The organism is Tardiphaga sp. OK246 (genome assembly GCF_900188215.1).
In the GTDB taxonomy this organism is placed as follows: Bacteria; Pseudomonadota; Alphaproteobacteria; order Rhizobiales; family Xanthobacteraceae; genus Tardiphaga; species Tardiphaga robiniae.
Genome location: NZ_FZOX01000005.1, coordinates 1 through 17,131, shown reverse-complemented (window position 1 = coordinate 17,131; position 17,131 = coordinate 1). Strand labels below are relative to the sequence as shown.

The window sequence follows — 17,131 nt, the reverse complement described above, 5'->3', positions numbered from 1 at the left end:
GCAACTGCCAGCGCAAAATATCGACAGCGCCCCGACGCGAGTCTCACGATCAGCGTCCCTTTATCGGCGTTTCCGCAATCGGCGTCGTCGGCGCCTTGCCGGCGAACCAGAGCTTGAGGTTGTCGACCACCAGCTGATCCATCGCGTTGCGCGTCACCACCGACGCCGAGCCGACATGCGGCAGCAGCACGACGTTCTGCATCGACTTCAGCTCGTCCGGCACCTTGGGCTCTTGCGCAAACACGTCGAGGCCAGCGGCCAGAATGGTGCCCGATTTGAGCGCCGCAATCAGTGCAGGCTCGTCGATCACCGAACCGCGCGCGATGTTGATGATGATACCGCGCGGACCGAGCGCCTGCATGACTTCCGCATTGACCAGGTTGGCCGTCGACGGTCCGCCCGGTGTGATGACGATCAGCGTATCCACCGCCTTCGCCATCTCGATCAGGTTCGGATAATGCTTGTGCGAGACGCCAGCGGCGGGGTTGCGGGAGTGATAGACCACCGGCACCAGCGACGCGTCGAGACGGCGCGCGATGGCCTGACCGATCCGGCCCATGCCCACCATGCCGACCTTGCGGTCGCGCAGCGAGCCGACCGTGAGCGGATAAGGCTGCGTCAGCCACAGGCCCGAACGGACATATTTGTCCGCCTTGATGAATTCGCGGGCAGTCGCAATAAACAGGCCGAGCGCCGTATCGGCGACTTCCTCGGTCAGCACGTCCGGCGTGTTGGTGACGAGAATGTTGTTCTCGGCGGCATATTTCGCGTCGATGTGATCGTAGCCGACGCCGAACGAGGAGATGATCTCGACCTTGGGATATTTCGCCAGCACGGCGCTGTTGGTTGGCACCAGGCCGGTCACGGCAATGCCACGGATTTTCTCGGCGACACCCGCCGGCAGCCGTTCGAGATCGTGCTGGGTTTCATATTTATGCAATACGAACTGATCCGAGAAACCGTTATTGATCAGCGGCTTCGTCGGTCCGTAGATCAGCAGGTCGATTTTGTCCGAAGAGATTCCCGTCCCCATTATTTTTCCTTTCGCAGTGCACTCTCATGCCAGCGCCGCAACACAATGTGGGATACCAGCGCGAGCAGCATATAAATCACAATCCCCGCAACGGACAGCAACAATAACGCAGCGAACATTCGGGGAATATTGAGGCGATAGCTGGATTCCGAAATGCGATAGGCGAGGCCTGAACCAGCACCCGCCGCACCTGCAGCGATTTCCGCCGCCACCGCGCCGATCAGGGACAATCCGCCCGCAATGCGCAATCCGCCAAGTATGAATGGCAATGCCGCCGGAAGCTTCAGATAGCGCAGCACCTGCCAACGCGATGCGCGATAGAGCTGGAACAGCCCGGCCAGATTGCGATCCACCGAATTGAGACCGAGCGTCGTATTGGCCAGCACCGGGAAGAACGCCACGATCCAGGCGCAGACAACAACGGCCGTCTGCTGCGGCAGATAGATCAGCATCAGCGGCGCGATGGCGATGACGGGCGTCACCTGCAGCACAATGGCATAGGGCAGCAGCGAATATTCCAGCCATTTGGACTGGTTGAACAACAGAGCCAATGCGATGCCGCCGACAGCTGCGGCAATGAAACCTTCGAGCGCGGTCAGAAGCGTCACGCCGAGGGATTCAGACAGGATCGACCAGTCGGCGATCAACGTTTGAAAGACGAGCAAGGGGCCGGGCAACAGATAGGGCGGGATTTCGCCGATCCGAACGACAAGATCCCACAAAACGATTCCGGCGACGAACACGACCACCGGCCAGACGATGCGCTGCCACGGCATGCTGCTGCCGGGCATTGCCGAACCGCGATCGACTGTGGGCAATGGCTCCAGCCCTTTCATGCCCGCGCCTTTGTCTCGTTGAATGCCGCGTCACTGGCCGCCATCAGTGCTTGTGAAACATCGCGGCAATAGCCGGCATAGGCCATCGAGGTGCGAAACGCGTCGTCGCGCGGCTCGGCGGATTCGATACGGCATTCGGTGCTGACGCGACCGGGCCGCGAGGTCATCACCACAACGCGCTGCGACAGATAAACCGACTCGAACACCGAATGGGTGACGAAGATGACCGTCTTGCCGAGTTCACGCCATAGCGCCAGCAGGTCGTTGTTGAGCCGGAAACGCGTGATCTCGTCGAGCGCCGCAAAAGGCTCGTCCATCAGCAGGATATCCGGCTCAGTCACCAGCGCGCGGGCCAGCGACGCCCGCATCTTCATGCCACCCGACAATTCGCGCGGATAGGCTTCGGCAAAGTCCGCGAGACCGACCTGTGCGAGCACCTCATCCACCCGCGCCGTCGACTGCGCATCCGGCATATGTGCCAGCTTCAGCGGCAGCCGCACATTTTCCCGGATCGTGCTCCATGGCATCAGCGTCGGCTCCTGGAACACGAAGCCAATGGCGTGACCGCTGCTGCGTGCGGCCACATCCAAAGTGCCCGCTGACGGCGCGATCAGGCCTGCAATCAGGCGCAGTGCGGTGGATTTGCCACAGCCGGACGAGCCCAACAGCGAGACGAACTCGCCCTTGCGAATATCGAGATCAAGAGGCCCCAGCGCCACGGTACCGTTGTCATAGACCTTCGTGACACCGCGCAGGCGCACGGCGGTGGGTGCATCGCTCAACAAGGCAGGGTCGGCCATCTGCCGGGCTACTTCTTCGGCCGGAGATCGAGACCGACACCCTTGTTGATGAACTGCAGCGTATAGGCCTTGCGATAGTCGATGTCGCGCTTGACCACGCCTGCGCGCGACATCTTGTCGAAGAAGCTGGCAACACGCGCTTCGCTCATGGCGCCGATGCCGTCTTTCAGCGTGTCACCTGAGTCGACGATACCGTATTCCTTCATCTTGGCGATGGAATAGGCAAGCAGGTCATCGGTCATTTCCGGATTGAGCTTCTTGATGACCTCATTGGCGGCTTTGTTGTCGCCATAGAGATAGTTGTACCAGCCGATCATCGAGGCATCGACGAAACGCTGGACAAGGTCCGGCTTCTTGTCGACCCATTCGCGGCGCGTTTCGATCAATGTCGAATAGCCATCGAAACCGTAATCCGCGAGCAGCATCACCGTTGGCTTGAAATTGGCCTGCTTCTCGACCACGAACGGCTCGGACGTGACATAGCCCTGCATCGCGCTGTTCTTGTCGACGATGAAGGGCTGCGCATTGTAGGTGTAAGGCTTGACCTTGGACGCGCTGAAGCCAAGCTCGGATCGCATCCATTGGAAATAGCCGGCGACGCCCTCCTTCGAGATCAGCAGCGTCATCGGCTTGAGATCTTCGAGCTTGGTCACCTTGGGATTGGGATGCGCCAGAAAGACCTGCGGGTCCTTCTGAAAGATTGCGGCGACAGCGACCACCGGCACATTATTGGCGACGGCATCGAAGGATTGCAGCGTGTTCGCGCTCATGAAGAAGTCGAGCTTGCCCGAGATCAACAGGATGCGGTTGTTCACGTTCGGGCCGCCCGGCACGATGGTGACGTCGAGGCCGTAATTCTTGTAGGTGCCGTCCGCGACCGCCTGGAAGAAGCCGCCATGTTCGGCCTCGGCCACCCAGTTGGTTCCGAAACTGACCTTGTCGAGCCTGGTTTCCGCCGCGGCAGGCGACCACACGGCCATCACGGCCAGTGCGCCAATGGTTAACGCGCGCAGCAGGGATATCGGGCTCATATTGGACTCCGTCGACCGTTATGGCCCATGATAGGAAGCAATCTGCTGCCAGACTACCCTGCAAAATTGACCAAAGAAACGCACCTCGATGACTGCCAACATGCCGCCCCGCGACTGGACTGCCATTCACTGGCCCGACATCGCCAAGAGCGATCCGGCCTCCTGGATTGCAGTGCTGCCGCTCGCCGCGACCGAGCAGCACGGACCACATCTGCCCCTCGGCACCGACATCATGATTGCGGAGGCTTATCTTGCAGAGGTCCAGCGCCTGCTGCCCGCCGATATTCCGGCGACGTTCCTGCCGCTTCAACCTGTGGGCATTTCAACCGAGCACCTCGCCTTTCCCGGTACGCTGACTCTGCCGACCGAGATCGCATTGCAGACCTGGACTGCGATCGGCGAAAGCGTCGCGCGCGCCGGCGTTCAGAAACTCGTGATCGTGACCAGTCACGGCGGCAACAGCGCAGCAATGACGCTCGCGGCGCAGGACCTGCGCGCCGAATACGGCATGCTGGTCGCCACTACCGGATGGAACCGCTTCGGGACACCGGATGGATTGTTCTCGGACGACGAATTGCGTCACGGGATCCATGGCGGCGCTGTCGAGACATCGATCATACTGGCGCGCTATCCGCAGCACGTGCGGAACGACAAGATCGCAAATTTCGCATCGTCGGCGATTGCAATGGAGAAGCATTATCGCTGGCTGTCCGCAAGCCGGCCCGCGCCATTCGCGTGGCAGGCCGAAGATCTGCATCCCAGCGGCGCGATCGGCGACGCCACGCAGGCATCAGCCGACAAGGGCGAGAAGCTGCTGGCACACGGCGCAAAAGCGTTCTGCGAACTACTCGCGGACATGCATCGCTTCGACGTGACAGCGTTTGATCGCGAACCGGATGCCGGCGCGTGAGATGTGGTTAATCGCGGATTGCGCGATTCACGCGACGACATATTCCACGCGGATGACGACACGATTCTGAAACCAAAAGAATTTGCCTGAAACCAAATAGTTCGACCGGGTCTCGAACCCGATCCGTTTGGGCTCCGACTGATTGGCATGCAGACCACGATGGCTGCGCTCAAACAGGATGGAGTTATCCCATGTCGATCAAGTCCAAGATTGCTGCTTTCGCTCTCGTTGCTCTCACCGCTGCCGGCACCGTGGCATCGTCCCAGCAGGCTCAGGCCAAGGGCCCGGGCATCGGCTTCGGCATCGCGGCCGGTGTAGTCGGCGCCGCAGTCGTCGGCAGCGCCATTGCCGCCAACAACGGCTACTACGGTTACGGATATCGCTGCGGTTGGGTCCGCCAGTATGACGGCTACGGCAACTATGTCGGCCGCGTCCGGACCTGCAACTACTAATCTCTTGATCGACTGACGTGGATTTGCGTCCGACACGGGCGCCTCATCCACCCCGTGTCGCACCAGACCCGCTCGGTTGTCCCCCCGAGCGGGTCATTTTTTTGCGCTCGCCAAATGCCTTTCGAGCCGTGCCGGCCAGCTGCTGTTATCCAACCGTCATGATCGGCTGCCACTGAAACATGCTTCTCCAGTTGCTTCTTGCTATTGCGAATTAGTTGCAATTATAGTCGGGGAGTCGACGGGTTGCTCATTCTGTTTCGTTTTGTCTCACGACGACCCTCGATACCCCCAACATTATGGGCGAATCGACTATTTTTGTGGAATATCAAACGGTTCGTCGCATGATCGGCGGCGACCTAAAGCGAGAAATGACGGCCGCATGAAGTACCCCGACCGATCGCGAGTATTGTCGTGAAGCGCGTTTTGGCCGGTTTTGCGCTGGGCGCATTGGCGTTCGATGGCTCTGCGATCGCGGCCGATATTTCGCCCGGCATGGCGCTGAAAGCGCCCCGCCTGGTTTACGACTGGACCGGGTTTTATCTCGGCGGTCACATCGGCTATGGCGGCGGCAGCTTTGGTCCCGGCAGCAATGCGCTGCCCGCGCAGGGCGTTTTCCTGCCGCCTTCGCCGACCGGCCTGATCGGCGGCTACCAGATCGGCTACAATAGGCAGCTCAGCAACAACGTCGTGCTGGGCTTCGAGGCCGACGCCACGTTCAGCAGTCCGCAGGACGCAGCGCGGTTGATGCCGGCGCCTTTCCATACGACCTTCGACTATTTTGCAACCGCACGCGGCCGCATCGGCTACGCCTTCGGCGCGCTGATGCCTTACGTCACCGGCGGCGTGGCGTGGGGACGCACCAAACTCAATCTCAACGATGCCGACGGCGACCTCATATCATCGGCGACCCGCACCCATTTCGGCTGGACCGCCGGCGCGGGCGTCGAATTTGCCGTTGGCGGCAACTGGACCGCGAAGGCCGAATACGCCTATCTCGATTTGATGCGGCAGACCTATGACCTCGGCAATGCCGGGCTGCCGAATGCGAGCGTTGATCCGAATATTCACACCGTCAAAGTCGGCTTGAATTATCGGCTGTGGGACACGCCGCCGTGGTTGCCGTCAGCCCCCATCGTCGGCAAGACTGTGCTGCCGGAATCGACAGACTGGAACGTCCACGCCCAGACCACCTTCATCGCGTCCGCCTATCCGCGGATTCGCTCGCCCTATGAAGGCACCAACAGCCTTCCCGGCGGCGGCCAGGGGCGCGAGACCTTTACGACGACGGCGTTCCTGGGCTGGCGACTGTGGCAGGGCGGTGAGCTCTATCTCAATCCCGAGCTGGCGCAGGGCTTCGGCCTCAACTCCACGCTCGGCCTCGCCGGCTTCCCTAATGGCGAGGCGCAAAAGGGCGGCGCGCCGTTTCCGCGCTTTCGCATGCAGCGCTATTACTTCCGCCAGACGCTTGGCCTCGGCGGCGAACAGGAAGACGTCCCCGACGCTGCCAATCAATTGGCAGGCAAGCGCGATATCGACCGCATCACGCTCACGGTCGGACGCTTCGCGGTGGGTGATTTCTTCGATGGCAATTCCTACGCCAAGGATCCGCGCGCCGACTTCATGAACTGGGCAATGTGGTCATCGGCCGCTTACGACTTTCCAGCCGACCTGCCGGGCTTCACCCGCGGCGCCATCGTTGAACTGAACCGCAAGGACTGGGCGATCCGAGCCGGCCTGTTTCAGGTGCCGGCGCAGCCTAACAACGACGTCCTGACGTTCAAGACTGGCGGCGCGGTCGTCGAATTCGAGGAGCGTCACCAGATCTTCGACCAGCCCGGCAAGCTGCGCGTCGGTGCCTTCATCAATCGCGGCAATACCGGTAGTTATCGCGGCGCACTGGCGATCGAGGCCAATGATCCCACGCTGGATATCAACGACGTGATGTCCTCGATCCGCCGCGCCAGCGACAAATACGGCTTCTACGTCAACGGTGAGCAGCAGGTTGCCACTGACGTTGGCATCTTCGGCCGCGTCAGCTGGAACGATGGCCAGAACGAGATCCTGTCCTTCACCGATATCGACCGCAGCGTCTCTGCCGGCGTCTCGATCAAGGGCAGCCATTGGGGCCGCGCCAATGACACGATCGGCCTTGGCGGCGCGATCAACGGCCTGTCCGCTGCGCATCGCGACTTCCTCGCCGCTGGCGGCAACGGATTGCTGATCGGCGACGGACGGCTGAATTACGGCACCGAGCGCATTCTCGAAACCTATTACGCCTATGCCATCGACAAGAACTTCACCCTCACGGCCGACTACCAGCTGATTGCGAACCCTGCCTATAACAAGGATCGCGGGCCGGTCTCGATCTTCTCAGGCCGATTGCACGGCGAGTTCTGACGACACATCCTGCGCCGTTTGTAGCCCGGATGAGCGCAGCGATATCCGGGCTACGATATCTAGGCCGAACGTTCCAGGGCCGCCGGCAGGAACGAGCCCGCTTGCGCCATCTCCCATGCATCGCGAAAGCGCTTGTCGCCGGTGCCATCGACCAGCTCGTTGTGGCGCAGCGCCGGATACATCCGCGTGAAGGACAGGACGTCGGTGCCGGAGGCGCGATGCGAGAAATGGATCGGGCGAATATCCTGCGGATGAGCGAGCCCGGCTGCCGCGATCAGCTCAGCCAGCGCATGCAACGTCGCCTCGTGATAGTTATAAACGCGATCGGTCTTCTGTGGCACGGCCAGTGCGCGATTGCGCGTGGGGTCCTGCGTCGTGACGCCGGTCGGACAACGATCGGTGTGGCAACTCAGTGACTGGATGCAGCCCAGTGCGAACATGAAGCCCCGCGCTGAATTGCACCAGTCGGCGCCGAGCGCCATCGCGCGGGCGATATCGAAGGCCGTCGCGATCTTGCCGGAGGCACCAATCTTGATGCGGTCACGCGCGCCGATGCCGATCAGCGCATTGTGCACGAAGTTGACGCCCTCGCGCATCGGCATGCCCAGATGATCCATGAACTCCAGCGGCGCCGCGCCCGTGCCGCCTTCATTGCCATCGATCACGATGAAATCCGGATAGATGCCGGTCTGCAGCATCGCCTTGCAGATCGCGAGGAATTCCCAGGGATGACCGATGCACAGCTTGAAGCCGGCGGGCTTGCCACCGGACAGACGGCGCATCTTGTCGATGAATTCCATCATCTCGATCGGCGTTGAAAACGCCTTGTGATAGGCCGGCGAGATGCAGTCCTCGCCCATGGCGACGCCGCGGATGCGCGAGATCTCTTCCGACACTTTTGCCGCCGGCAACACGCCACCATGGCCGGGCTTTGCGCCCTGGCTGATCTTAAGCTCGACCATCTTGATCTGATCGTTGACGGCAAGCTTCGCGAAGGCGTCGGGATCGAAGTTGCCATCACGCGTGCGGCAACCAAAATAGCCGGAGCCAACCTCCCAGATCAGGTCGCCGCCGTTCTCTTGATGATACGGACTGACGCCGCCTTCTCCAGTGTCATGCGCGAACTCACCACGCTTGGCGCCGGCATTCAGCGCGCGAATCGCATTGGGGCTGAGTGCACCAAAGCTCATAGCCGAGATGTTCAGTACCGAGGCCGAATAGGGCTTGAGGCAATCCGGGCCGCCGATGGTGATGCGGAACTGCTCAGTCGCATGCGGCCGCGGCGCGACCGAATGGTGCATCCACTCATAACCCTCTTCGTAGACGTTCTTCTGGGTGCCGAAGGGACGCTTGTCGAGCACCATCTTGGCGCGCTGATAGACCACCGCGCGCGTGTCGCGGCTGAACGGCATGCCATCCTTCTCGCTCTCGAAGAAATACTGCCGCATCTCCGGACGGATTTCTTCGAGCAGGAAGCGGATATGCGCCGAGATCGGATAGTTGCGCAGAACCGCATGATCCTTCTGCAGCACGTCGTGAATGCCGAGCATGGTCAGGCCGCCGAAGACGATGACCGGGATGACAACGAGAGGGATGACTTTCGGGTCGTGAATGCCAATGCCGACCAGCAGCAAGGTGGCGACACTGCAGATCGTCAAAACGATGAAGCGCGGCGAGAGGGGAAGCATCAACGTTTCCATAAAAATCCTGCCTGACATGAATGGCGCTAGCGTTACACAGACCCGATGACGCAAACATCACAAGCGCGTTGCCGCAGAGCATCGCACCAGAGTGCCTAATCTATCGCGCCACGCTCAATGAATCGTTGCAAAAAGCGAGGGCCCCAGACGACAAAACCCGCGCCGGAGCGCGGGTTTTGCAGTGCAGTGAATTTTGATAGGCTCGGGCTGCCTTAGCGCTCGACGAACGCCTTCTCGATCACGAAGTGGCCCGGCTTCGAGCCGCTGCCTTCGATGAAATCGCGCTCTTCGAACATGATCTTGAGATCTTCGAGCATGCTCGGGCTGCCGCACAGCATGATGCGGTCGGTCTCGATCGAAAGCGGGCCCTGGCCGATGTCGTTGAACAGCTGCGACGACGCGATCAGGTCCGTGATCCGGCCGCGGTTGCGGAACGGCTCGCGAGTGACCGTCGGGTAATAGGTGAACTTGTCCTTCATCAGTTCGCCGAACAGCTCGTCCTCGGCCAGCTTGGCGACCAGGCGCTCGCCGTAAGCGAGTTCGGAAACCTGACGGCAGCCATGCACAAGCACCACATGCTCGTAGCGCTCATAGACGTCCGGGTCCTTGATCAGGCTGGCGAACGGCGCGAGGCCGGTGCCGGTGGAGAGCATCAGCAGGCGCTTGCCGGGCAAAAGATTGTCGGTGATCAGCGTGCCGACGGCCTTACGGCCGACCAGGATGGTGTCGCCTTCCTTGATCTTCTGCAGGCGCGAGGTCAGCGGACCGTCCGGCACCTTGATGCTGAAGAATTCCAGCTCTTCCTCGTGGTTCGCGCTGGCCATGGAATAGGCGCGCAGCAGCGGCTTGCCATCGACTTCCAGGCCGATCATGGCGAACTGGCCGTTCTGGAAGCGGAACGAGGTGTCGCGGGTGGCTTTGAAGCTGAAAAGTGTATCGGTCCAATGCTGGACAGAAAGAACTTTCTCTCTGTGAAAGGCGCTCATGAGATTTGATTTTCCAGTGCGGGCTTTTTTAGAACAAGTCCATTGTTTGCCGCGTCACGATGCCGAGAAACCATTGCGGCTATTGGCTAATTTTGGTTCTCGCAGCTGCGAATGACAATTAGTCAAAGAAGCCATGAAGTGCAATTGCGGACTGAGGGAGGCGGTCGATTAATTTCCAAAGCAGGTTACCCATGCAGCAGCAGCCCATCTGGCCGCGACATTAAATTACCCGATATGGGAGGTTTCGTTCAGTTTCTTGCCGGACACCGTTAATGGTATCCGGCTGGATCGCGTGATCCCGATCCGGTAGTTTCCGGCCACCTCGTTAAAGTCGTCGCAGGCGGCTTTTCGTTCAATCGTCGGCCTGGTCCTTGATGACATCCCTTCGCGACATCCGGGCTCGAAAGCCCCCATCCTATCCCGACCAGTCGATCTATGCCGAATACGCTTGCCGCCAGTTCGGGCTGGATTTCGTCGACGTCGATGGCGGAACGGGCCTGATCTTCACTGTCGGCCGCAACGGCAGAAGCGCATCCTTCGGCGCCGGACGCGGCTCGTTCTTTCCGCAGAACAACGCCACGGCTGCGACGCTAGCGAATGACAAGTATTTCGCCAATGTGCTGATGGAGCGCGCCGGCGTCCCGACTTTGGGCGGGAAATACTTCTTCCTGCATGAGCGTTATCGCGCCCATCGCCCGCCCGGCCACGAACATGCCGACGCCGTCTGGCATTTCGCCGAACTCGGCGACCGGGCCTTCATCAAGCCGCTGATGGGATCGCGCGGCGACTTTGCGGAGATTGTCGTGGGCGGCGACGCGCTCATGGCCTATCTCAAGCAGGTCGCGCAGTATTATGACGCGATCCTGATGCAGCGCATCTATACCGGCCAGGAGTATCGCGTCTTCATCCTCGACGACGAGGTCGTGTATTGCGCGCAGAAGACGTCGCCCTCTGTGACCGGCGACGGCAAGGCGACGCTCAGGCAATTGATCGCCGCGGAGACGTCCGCGCTGGACCGCCACGGGATTTCGTCGGTCACGTCAGGTCTCGATGACGCCTCCCTCGATCGCGTGCTGCCATATTGCGAGCGGCGCGCGATTCCCGGCCGGATGAATCGCAGCGCAGGCGGCAGCATGAGCTTTGCGGCGCCGGGCAACGAAACTGTTGCCTTTGCGATGGCGCTGCAGGCCGCCAAGGCGCTCGGCCTGCGCGCTGGCGCGGTCGACCTGTTTACGGATATCGACGGCGATGCTGCGGCCCTGCGCGTAATCGAGGTCAATGCCAATCCGTCGATCCGCTTTCTCGAAGACAGCGGCCGCGAGGATCTGATCCTGCGCATCTGGCGGCATACATTTACGGCGATTGGCCTGCTCGATGTTTAACCTGCCCAAATATGGCGACGGCCTATGCCTCGCCCGGCTGGCGATGCTGCTCGACGCGCTGTCGATCGACCGTGTCAGGCTGCGCAAACATTCCGTCGTCGTTACCGGCTCCAACGGCAAGGGCTCGACCGCGGCATTCTGCGCCAGCATCGGACGCGCTTTCGGCCTGCGGACGGGCCTGTTCACGTCACCGCATCTCTATCGCTTCAACGAGCGCTTCCAGATCGACGGCGTCCCCGTCGATGACGAGTTGCTGGAAGCTCTCGTCCTGCGCGTGGCCACTGCCATCGCCGATCTCAAGCAGCACACGCTGCATGAGACCTTCGGCGCCTTCGAGGCCCAGTTCGCGCTGGCCTGCCTGTATTTCCAGGAGACCGAATGCGAATTCGCCGTGTTCGAAGCGGGCATCGGCGGACGTTACGATCCGGTTCGGCTGGTCGGCGCCGACATCACCTGCGTCACCTCGGTCGATCTCGAACACGTCAACCTGCTCGGCAACTCGCTGGAGCTGATCGCCTGCGACAAGAGCGATGCCTGTATCTCGGGCGGCACCGTCGTCTACGGTGAGAACTGCCTGCCCATGTGCGGCAATCTCGCCGAGTACAATCGCAACCGCAACGTCACCGGCCTGCATATCGGCGACGAGATCACGATCAGCAACGTCTTTGCATCGGCCAAGGCCCAGGCCTTCAACTGCCGGCTGGGCGCATTCGATCTGCGCGCGCTCGAACTCATGCTGGCCGGCGAGTTCCAGCTCAACAATGCTGCCATTGCGGCTGCGCTGTTCATTCTCTGGATGCAGCGCATGCATCCGGATGCGACCACCAGCGCCATCGATCTCGCGGTCCGGACCGGGCTGCGCGATACCAGATGGCCAGGACGGCTCGAAATCGTTCAGCGCGATCCCCTGACCGTCATCGATGTCGGCCATACGCCCGATGGCGTCGCACAGGCCCTGAAGAGCCTTCGCGCCATCCATGGCGATGACAATTGGTTGCTGGTGCTCGGCGTCTCCGGCGACAAGAATGTCGATGATATCGCCAAGCATCTCGCGCCCGTCTTCGATACGATCGTGTGCACCCGCGCCTATCACAAGGGCGCAGACGCGCGCGTGGTCGGCGCTGCAGCGCGCAAGGCCCATCCGGCGGCGCGCATTCATGTGGCCAATGCCATGGAAGACGCGGTGCGCCTCAGCCAGCAACTGGCTCGCGCCGTGCCGCGCAAGATCTATGTGGCGGGTGGACTGTTCGCGGCGATCGAATATGCCACGGTGCTGCGCGGCGGCAAGGCGCAGGATCTACAGTTTTTTTAAAGTTCCACACTCGTCATTCCGGGGCGTGGCCGGCACTTGCCGGACGCGAACCCGGAATCTCGACATGGGAGTCTCCGGAGAGCCAAACACACCGGGATTCCGGGTTCGCGTGCAGCTGGCGCTGCCCGCGCCCCGGAATGACAGTGTGTGGCTAATTCGTCCCGCCCGCTGAATCGTCCAGCACCTTGAAGCTCTCTTCCAGCTGCGGCGAGATCGAGACACCCATGCGCTCGCCGGTCGGGAGGCGCGCGACGAACCATTTGTTGTAGAGCGGGATCAGGTCGCGGTTTGAACCTAGCCGCCGAAATGCGCGCTCGACGACAGCCGCAAGCTGCGGCTCGCCCTTACGAAACATGATGCCGTAGGGATCATAGGACAGGTAATCGCCGACGACGCGGAATCTGTCCTGCGACTTGTGCCGCGCGATCAGGCCCGACAGCAGGATATCGTCCGTCGCGAAGGCATCGGCCTTGCCGTCAACCAGCATCTGGTAGCTCTGCTCGTGATCGGGCGAGACCACGATGTTGAGACCCAGATTGAATTTCTTGTCGACCGCGTGCATCGCCTGTTCGTTGGTGGTGCCTTTGGTGACGACAATGGTCTTGCCCTTGAAGTCAGTCGGTGCAGTACCCGCCGTGGTTTTCGGCACCATCAGCTTGGTGCCGGCGACGAACATCAGCGGCGAGAACGCGACCTGCTTGCGGCGTTCGGCATTGGCTGTGGTCGAGCCGCATTCGAGATCGATCTTGCCGTCGACCACGGCGGGAATGCGATCGTCCGACGTTACTTTTACATATTCGATCTTGAGCTGGGGATCGTCGACCTCGATGCCGATATCCTCGACGATGGCCTCGCAGAGTTCGAGACTGTAGCCGATCGGCCGGCCCGCCTGATCGAGGAACGAGAATGGCGGCGAGCTCTCGCGGTAGCCGAGTTTGACCACATGCGCCTTCTTGATCGCCGCCAGCGTGGGGCTAAGCCCTTCCGCGGGCGCTTGCGCCTGCGCAGTCGCCGCCAGCAGCAAAGCTGCCAGAAGCCCGGTGATCGAACCGGTCAGATAGTAGCGCATCACGCACCTCAACCATGTCCGAGGGCGGGGATTTCTCCGGGGATCATGTCGCCAGGCACCACATCGTCGGGACCGAGCTCATGTTCGGGCGCGAGTTCGCCCTCCCATTTCGCGACCACGGCCGTGGCCAGCGAATTGCCGATCACATTGGTGGCGCTGCGGCCCATATCGAGGAATGTGTCGATACCCATGATCATCAACAGGCCCGCTTCCGGAATGTTAAACTGGCTGAGCGTCGACGCGATCACCACCAGCGAGGCACGCGGCACGCCGGCCACGCCCTTCGAGGTGATCATCAGCGTTGCCAGCATCGCGAGCTGCGTGCCGAGCGACATCTCGATGTGATAGGTCTGCGCGATGAAGATGCTAGCGAAGGTGCAGTACATCATCGTGCCGTCGAGATTGAACGAATAGCCAAGCGGCAGCACGAAGCTGGAGATGCGCGACGAGGCCCCGAAACGGTTGAGGCCTTCCAGCGTCTTCGGATAGGCAGCTTCCGAACTTGCCGTGGAAAACGCAATCATCAAGGGTTCGCGGATCAGCCGCAGCAAATGGCTGTAGCGCGGGCCGATGACGATGAAACCGACCACCACGAGGATGCCCCACAGGATCGCCAGCGACAGGTAGAAGCCGCCCATGAAGACGATCAACTTCCACAACACGCCCAAGCCATTCTTGGACACCGTCGCCATGATCGCCGCCCACACCGCGAGCGGCGCGAACAGCATCACATAGCCGGTGACCTTCAGCATGATGTGACCGAGGTCATCGATCAGTTGCAGCATCGGCTTGGAGCGTTCCGGCATGGCGCCCATCGCAACTGCGAAGAACACGGCAAAGATGACGATCTGCAGGATCTCGTTCTGCGCCATCGCGTCCGCGATGGAGGTCGGGATCAGATGGGTGAGGAATTTCTCGATCGAGAAAGCCGACACCGGCAGGCCCGTCGATTGCCCCGCAGCCGGCAGCGTTCCCGGGAAATTCGCGCCGGGCTGCAACAGGTTGACCATCACGAGGCCGAGCAGCAGCGAGATGAAGGAGGCGCTGACGAACCAGCCCATGGTCTTGGCGAAGATGCGGCCGAGCTTGGAGCCCGAGCCCATATGGGCGATGCCGCCGACCAAAGTGGCGAAGACCAGGGGCGCGATGATCATCTTGATCAGGCGCAAAAACAACATGGCGATCAGATTGACGTCGGCCGCGATTTCACCGCGGCTATCGGGCAAATAGTTGAAAACCAGCGAGCCCATCACGATGCCCAGCGCCATCGCGATCAGAATGTATTGCGTAAACCTGTTCGACATACCGACCCCCGTTACACATTCCCAACTGCGACAGTCTGTCATATTGATCGGGGCGCGCAACAAGCTTCGTCAGCCGCGTACCGTTTCGGTATCATCAGGCGGCAAATAGCCGTTGTGGAATGCCGTGCTGCCGCATAGCGTCATCGCCAACTACAAAAACTGTGCAGTCTGATTGTTTTGTACGCGGCGACTGCAACAAGTTTCGACAAAGGAAGAAACAGGGAGACAACGGCCATGACCGACACCGTCAATCATCAGGTGCTGCTCGTCGAAAAGCCCACAGGAAAATTGGGGCTAGAACATTTCAAACTATCAAAGGGACAGATTCCCGAGCCGAAGGATGGCGAAGCACTGCTGCGTGTGCGTTACATCTCGCTCGATGCCGCCAATCGCGCATGGATGCATGGCGCGACCTATCGCGCTGCTGTCGAGGCCAATACGGTGATGGCGGGCGGCGGCATTGCCGAAGTCGTGTCCTCGAAGTCGCCTGCGCTGAAGCCGGGTGACATCGTGTTCGGCGACACCGGCTGGCAGAATTACGCGGCGGTGCCGGCCAAGCATCTCAACAAGATGCCATCAATGGAGCCGATGACGCATCTGCTCAGCGTCTATGGCATCGCCGGACTGACAGCCTATTTCGGCCTGCTGGACGTCGGCAAGCCCAAGGCGGGCGAGACCGTCGTCGTCTCGGCGGCGGCCGGCTCGGTCGGCTCCATCGTCGGCCAGATTGCCAAGATCAAGGGCTGCCGGGTAATCGGCATCGCCGGCGGCAAGGACAAATGCGACTGGCTGACCAAAGAACTCGGCTTCGATGCCGCGGTGGACTACAAGGACGGCGCGGTGTTCAAGGCGCTGAAGGCGGCAGCGCCGGGTGGCATCGACGTCTATTTCGACAATGTCGGCGGCGACATTCTCGAGGCTTGTCTGGCACAAATGAATCTCAACGGCCGCATCGCCTGCTGCGGCGCCATCTCGCAATATGACGGCGCGCCCTCGGCGACCGGCCCGCGCGGCGTGCCCGGTCTGATCGTGGTGAAACGCCTGATCATGCAGGGCTTCATCGTGATGGACTATATGAACCAGCGCGAAAAGGCTTTGACCGATCTGCAGTCCTGGGTCGCCGCCGGCAAGCTCAAGGTCCAGGAAGACGTCATCGACGGGCTGGAGAACACGCCGCAGGCACTGATCGGTTTGCTGGCCGGTGAGAACCGGGGCAAGCGGATGGTGAAGGTGTAGGGAGATAGCGTAGCGGCGCTTTCTTGTCCCTCCCCCAAGCGGCGAAGCCGCGCCGTGGGGAGGTTGGATCGACCGCGGAGCGGTCGAGACGGGTGGGGTGGTGCCACGAATGCTGTCCTCGCATAGGGGAGAGGCCCCACCCCGGCCTATCGGCCGACCCTCCCCACTGCGCATTGCTACGCAATGCTAGAGGGAGGGATGCCTCTGGCGCCTGTGCGTCGTTGCTGATGTGAATGTCAAACAGCCACTGTTCTTCAGACATGCGTTATCACCCCCATTATTTGCGGCGCGGGGGCGCCGTCGTGTCTTGCATTCCCGCCCTCTGTTGAGAGGGCGTGCGGAACGCCGGGTGCCCGTTGCACCCTTGGGCCTGATGCGATGCGGTCTTCCGCAATTGTGAGTGCATCAGGACTTTCGGAGGCGCCGAGCAAGTGCCCGACGTTCCGCCTGCGGTGTTTTTTCGGTTGCTTGCACTTTGCCTCGACGAACGCTCCGATCGCGAATTAAAGTCCCAAGGCGATGGGAAGGGAGCCTCAAGCGAATAGGCCGAACGCGTTTTGATTTGGTCGTCCGTCACACTGTCCAGGCTCTTTCCATCCCAAGGTCGGCCGTCTCCTTGCCAGTGGCAGTGCTGGCGCAGATCCGTCCTGCCCGAAGACAGACGTTTCCCCATGAACCGCGTA

The 17,131-nt window shown here is 61.1% G+C and carries 14 protein-coding genes; 6 read left to right on the top strand and 8 right to left on the bottom strand.

Features of this window, described 5'->3' with window-relative positions:
- Positions 1-49: 49 nt before the first annotated feature.
- The 4 genes from CHC01_RS21530 to CHC01_RS21515 are packed head-to-tail and all read right to left on the bottom strand — an operon-like array spanning position 50 to position 3,700.
- Complete coding sequence (locus CHC01_RS21530; RefSeq protein WP_089266316.1) at positions 50-1,033, bottom strand: 2-hydroxyacid dehydrogenase; 984 nt, start codon at positions 1,031-1,033, stop codon at positions 50-52.
- Positions 1,033-1,824, bottom strand: coding sequence for an ABC transporter permease (locus CHC01_RS21525; protein ID WP_089266878.1), 792 nt, complete (start codon positions 1,822-1,824; stop codon positions 1,033-1,035). The genes CHC01_RS21530 and CHC01_RS21525 overlap by 1 nt, the downstream gene beginning before the upstream one ends.
- A 41-nt stretch (positions 1,825-1,865) precedes the next feature.
- Positions 1,866-2,669 carry an ABC transporter ATP-binding protein gene (locus tag CHC01_RS21520; RefSeq protein WP_089266315.1) on the bottom strand — a complete coding sequence of 268 codons (804 nt, stop codon included), beginning with the start codon at positions 2,667-2,669 and terminating at the stop codon, positions 1,866-1,868.
- A gap of 8 nt (positions 2,670-2,677) precedes the next feature.
- Positions 2,678-3,700: an ABC transporter substrate-binding protein gene (locus CHC01_RS21515; RefSeq protein ID WP_089266314.1), complete on the bottom strand. Its 1,023-nt coding sequence runs from the start codon at positions 3,698-3,700 to the stop codon at positions 2,678-2,680.
- A gap of 88 nt (positions 3,701-3,788) precedes the next feature.
- On the opposite strand from CHC01_RS21515, the gene CHC01_RS21510 reads away from it, so the two are divergent.
- The 3 genes from CHC01_RS21510 (at position 3,789) to CHC01_RS21500 (ending at position 7,459) form a co-directional block, all read left to right on the top strand.
- The gene (locus tag CHC01_RS21510; RefSeq protein ID WP_089266313.1) at positions 3,789-4,610 is read left to right on the top strand and encodes a creatininase family protein; all 822 of its coding nucleotides are present in this window, start codon (positions 3,789-3,791) and stop codon (positions 4,608-4,610) included.
- Between the two features lie 191 nt (positions 4,611-4,801).
- Entirely contained in the window at positions 4,802-5,062 is a 261-nt protein-coding gene (locus CHC01_RS21505) for a hypothetical protein (RefSeq protein ID WP_089266312.1), read from the top strand.
- A 411-nt stretch (positions 5,063-5,473) separates the two neighbouring features.
- The gene (locus tag CHC01_RS21500; protein WP_244558478.1) at positions 5,474-7,459 is read left to right on the top strand and encodes a carbohydrate porin; all 1,986 of its coding nucleotides are present in this window, start codon (positions 5,474-5,476) and stop codon (positions 7,457-7,459) included.
- 59 nt (positions 7,460-7,518) lie between these two features.
- Here CHC01_RS21500 and CHC01_RS21495 read toward each other — a convergent pair whose 3' ends face one another.
- Together CHC01_RS21495 and CHC01_RS21490 are read right to left on the bottom strand one after the other, a co-directional pair.
- Positions 7,519-9,159: an FMN-binding glutamate synthase family protein gene (locus tag CHC01_RS21495; protein ID WP_089266310.1), complete on the bottom strand. Its 1,641-nt coding sequence runs from the start codon at positions 9,157-9,159 to the stop codon at positions 7,519-7,521.
- Between the two features lie 212 nt (positions 9,160-9,371).
- Positions 9,372-10,145 carry a ferredoxin--NADP reductase gene (locus tag CHC01_RS21490; RefSeq protein WP_089266309.1) on the bottom strand — a complete coding sequence of 258 codons (774 nt, stop codon included), beginning with the start codon at positions 10,143-10,145 and terminating at the stop codon, positions 9,372-9,374.
- A 374-nt stretch (positions 10,146-10,519) separates the two neighbouring features.
- Here CHC01_RS21490 and CHC01_RS21485 point away from each other — a divergent pair, with 374 nt between their 5' ends.
- Together CHC01_RS21485 and CHC01_RS21480 are read left to right on the top strand one after the other, a co-directional pair.
- Positions 10,520-11,527, top strand: coding sequence for an ATP-grasp domain-containing protein (locus tag CHC01_RS21485; protein ID WP_089266308.1), 1,008 nt, complete (start codon positions 10,520-10,522; stop codon positions 11,525-11,527).
- Positions 11,520-12,839, top strand: a complete 1,320-nt coding sequence (locus tag CHC01_RS21480; RefSeq protein WP_089266307.1) for a bifunctional folylpolyglutamate synthase/dihydrofolate synthase — start codon at positions 11,520-11,522, stop codon at positions 12,837-12,839. The genes CHC01_RS21485 and CHC01_RS21480 overlap by 8 nt, the downstream gene beginning before the upstream one ends.
- A 151-nt stretch (positions 12,840-12,990) precedes the next feature.
- On the opposite strand, the gene CHC01_RS21475 is transcribed toward CHC01_RS21480, so the two are convergent.
- Positions 12,991-13,908 carry an amino acid ABC transporter substrate-binding protein gene (locus CHC01_RS21475; protein ID WP_089266306.1) on the bottom strand — a complete coding sequence of 306 codons (918 nt, stop codon included), beginning with the start codon at positions 13,906-13,908 and terminating at the stop codon, positions 12,991-12,993.
- Positions 13,909-13,916: 8 nt separating this feature from the next.
- Complete coding sequence (locus tag CHC01_RS21470) at positions 13,917-15,212, bottom strand: dicarboxylate/amino acid:cation symporter (RefSeq protein ID WP_089266305.1); 1,296 nt, start codon at positions 15,210-15,212, stop codon at positions 13,917-13,919.
- A 234-nt stretch (positions 15,213-15,446) separates the two neighbouring features.
- Here CHC01_RS21470 and CHC01_RS21465 point away from each other — a divergent pair, with 234 nt between their 5' ends.
- Positions 15,447-16,448: an NADP-dependent oxidoreductase gene (locus tag CHC01_RS21465; RefSeq protein WP_089266304.1), complete on the top strand. Its 1,002-nt coding sequence runs from the start codon at positions 15,447-15,449 to the stop codon at positions 16,446-16,448.
- The last annotated feature ends 683 nt before the right edge of the window (positions 16,449-17,131 follow it).

What these genes read in the sequence shown, in the direction of transcription:
- CHC01_RS21505 (WP_089266312.1), top strand. Translation starts at nt 4,802, where the DNA reads ATGTCGATCAAGTCCAAGATTGCTGCTTTCGCTCTCGTTGCTCTCACC.
- CHC01_RS21480 (WP_089266307.1), top strand. Translation starts at nt 11,520, where the DNA reads ATGTTTAACCTGCCCAAATATGGCGACGGCCTATGCCTCGCCCGGCTG.
- CHC01_RS21520 (WP_089266315.1), bottom strand. Translation starts at nt 2,669, where the DNA reads ATGGCCGACCCTGCCTTGTTGAGCGATGCACCCACCGCCGTGCGCCTG.
- CHC01_RS21530 (WP_089266316.1), bottom strand. Translation starts at nt 1,033, where the DNA reads ATGGGGACGGGAATCTCTTCGGACAAAATCGACCTGCTGATCTACGGA.
- CHC01_RS21465 (WP_089266304.1), top strand. Translation starts at nt 15,447, where the DNA reads ATGACCGACACCGTCAATCATCAGGTGCTGCTCGTCGAAAAGCCCACA.
- CHC01_RS21515 (WP_089266314.1), bottom strand. Translation starts at nt 3,700, where the DNA reads ATGAGCCCGATATCCCTGCTGCGCGCGTTAACCATTGGCGCACTGGCC.
- CHC01_RS21495 (WP_089266310.1), bottom strand. Translation starts at nt 9,159, where the DNA reads ATGGAAACGTTGATGCTTCCCCTCTCGCCGCGCTTCATCGTTTTGACG.
- CHC01_RS21470 (WP_089266305.1), bottom strand. Translation starts at nt 15,212, where the DNA reads ATGTCGAACAGGTTTACGCAATACATTCTGATCGCGATGGCGCTGGGC.
- CHC01_RS21485 (WP_089266308.1), top strand. Translation starts at nt 10,520, where the DNA reads ATGACATCCCTTCGCGACATCCGGGCTCGAAAGCCCCCATCCTATCCC.
- CHC01_RS21490 (WP_089266309.1), bottom strand. Translation starts at nt 10,145, where the DNA reads ATGAGCGCCTTTCACAGAGAGAAAGTTCTTTCTGTCCAGCATTGGACC.
- CHC01_RS21475 (WP_089266306.1), bottom strand. Translation starts at nt 13,908, where the DNA reads ATGCGCTACTATCTGACCGGTTCGATCACCGGGCTTCTGGCAGCTTTG.
- CHC01_RS21510 (WP_089266313.1), top strand. Translation starts at nt 3,789, where the DNA reads ATGACTGCCAACATGCCGCCCCGCGACTGGACTGCCATTCACTGGCCC.
- CHC01_RS21525 (WP_089266878.1), bottom strand. Translation starts at nt 1,824, where the DNA reads ATGCCCGGCAGCAGCATGCCGTGGCAGCGCATCGTCTGGCCGGTGGTC.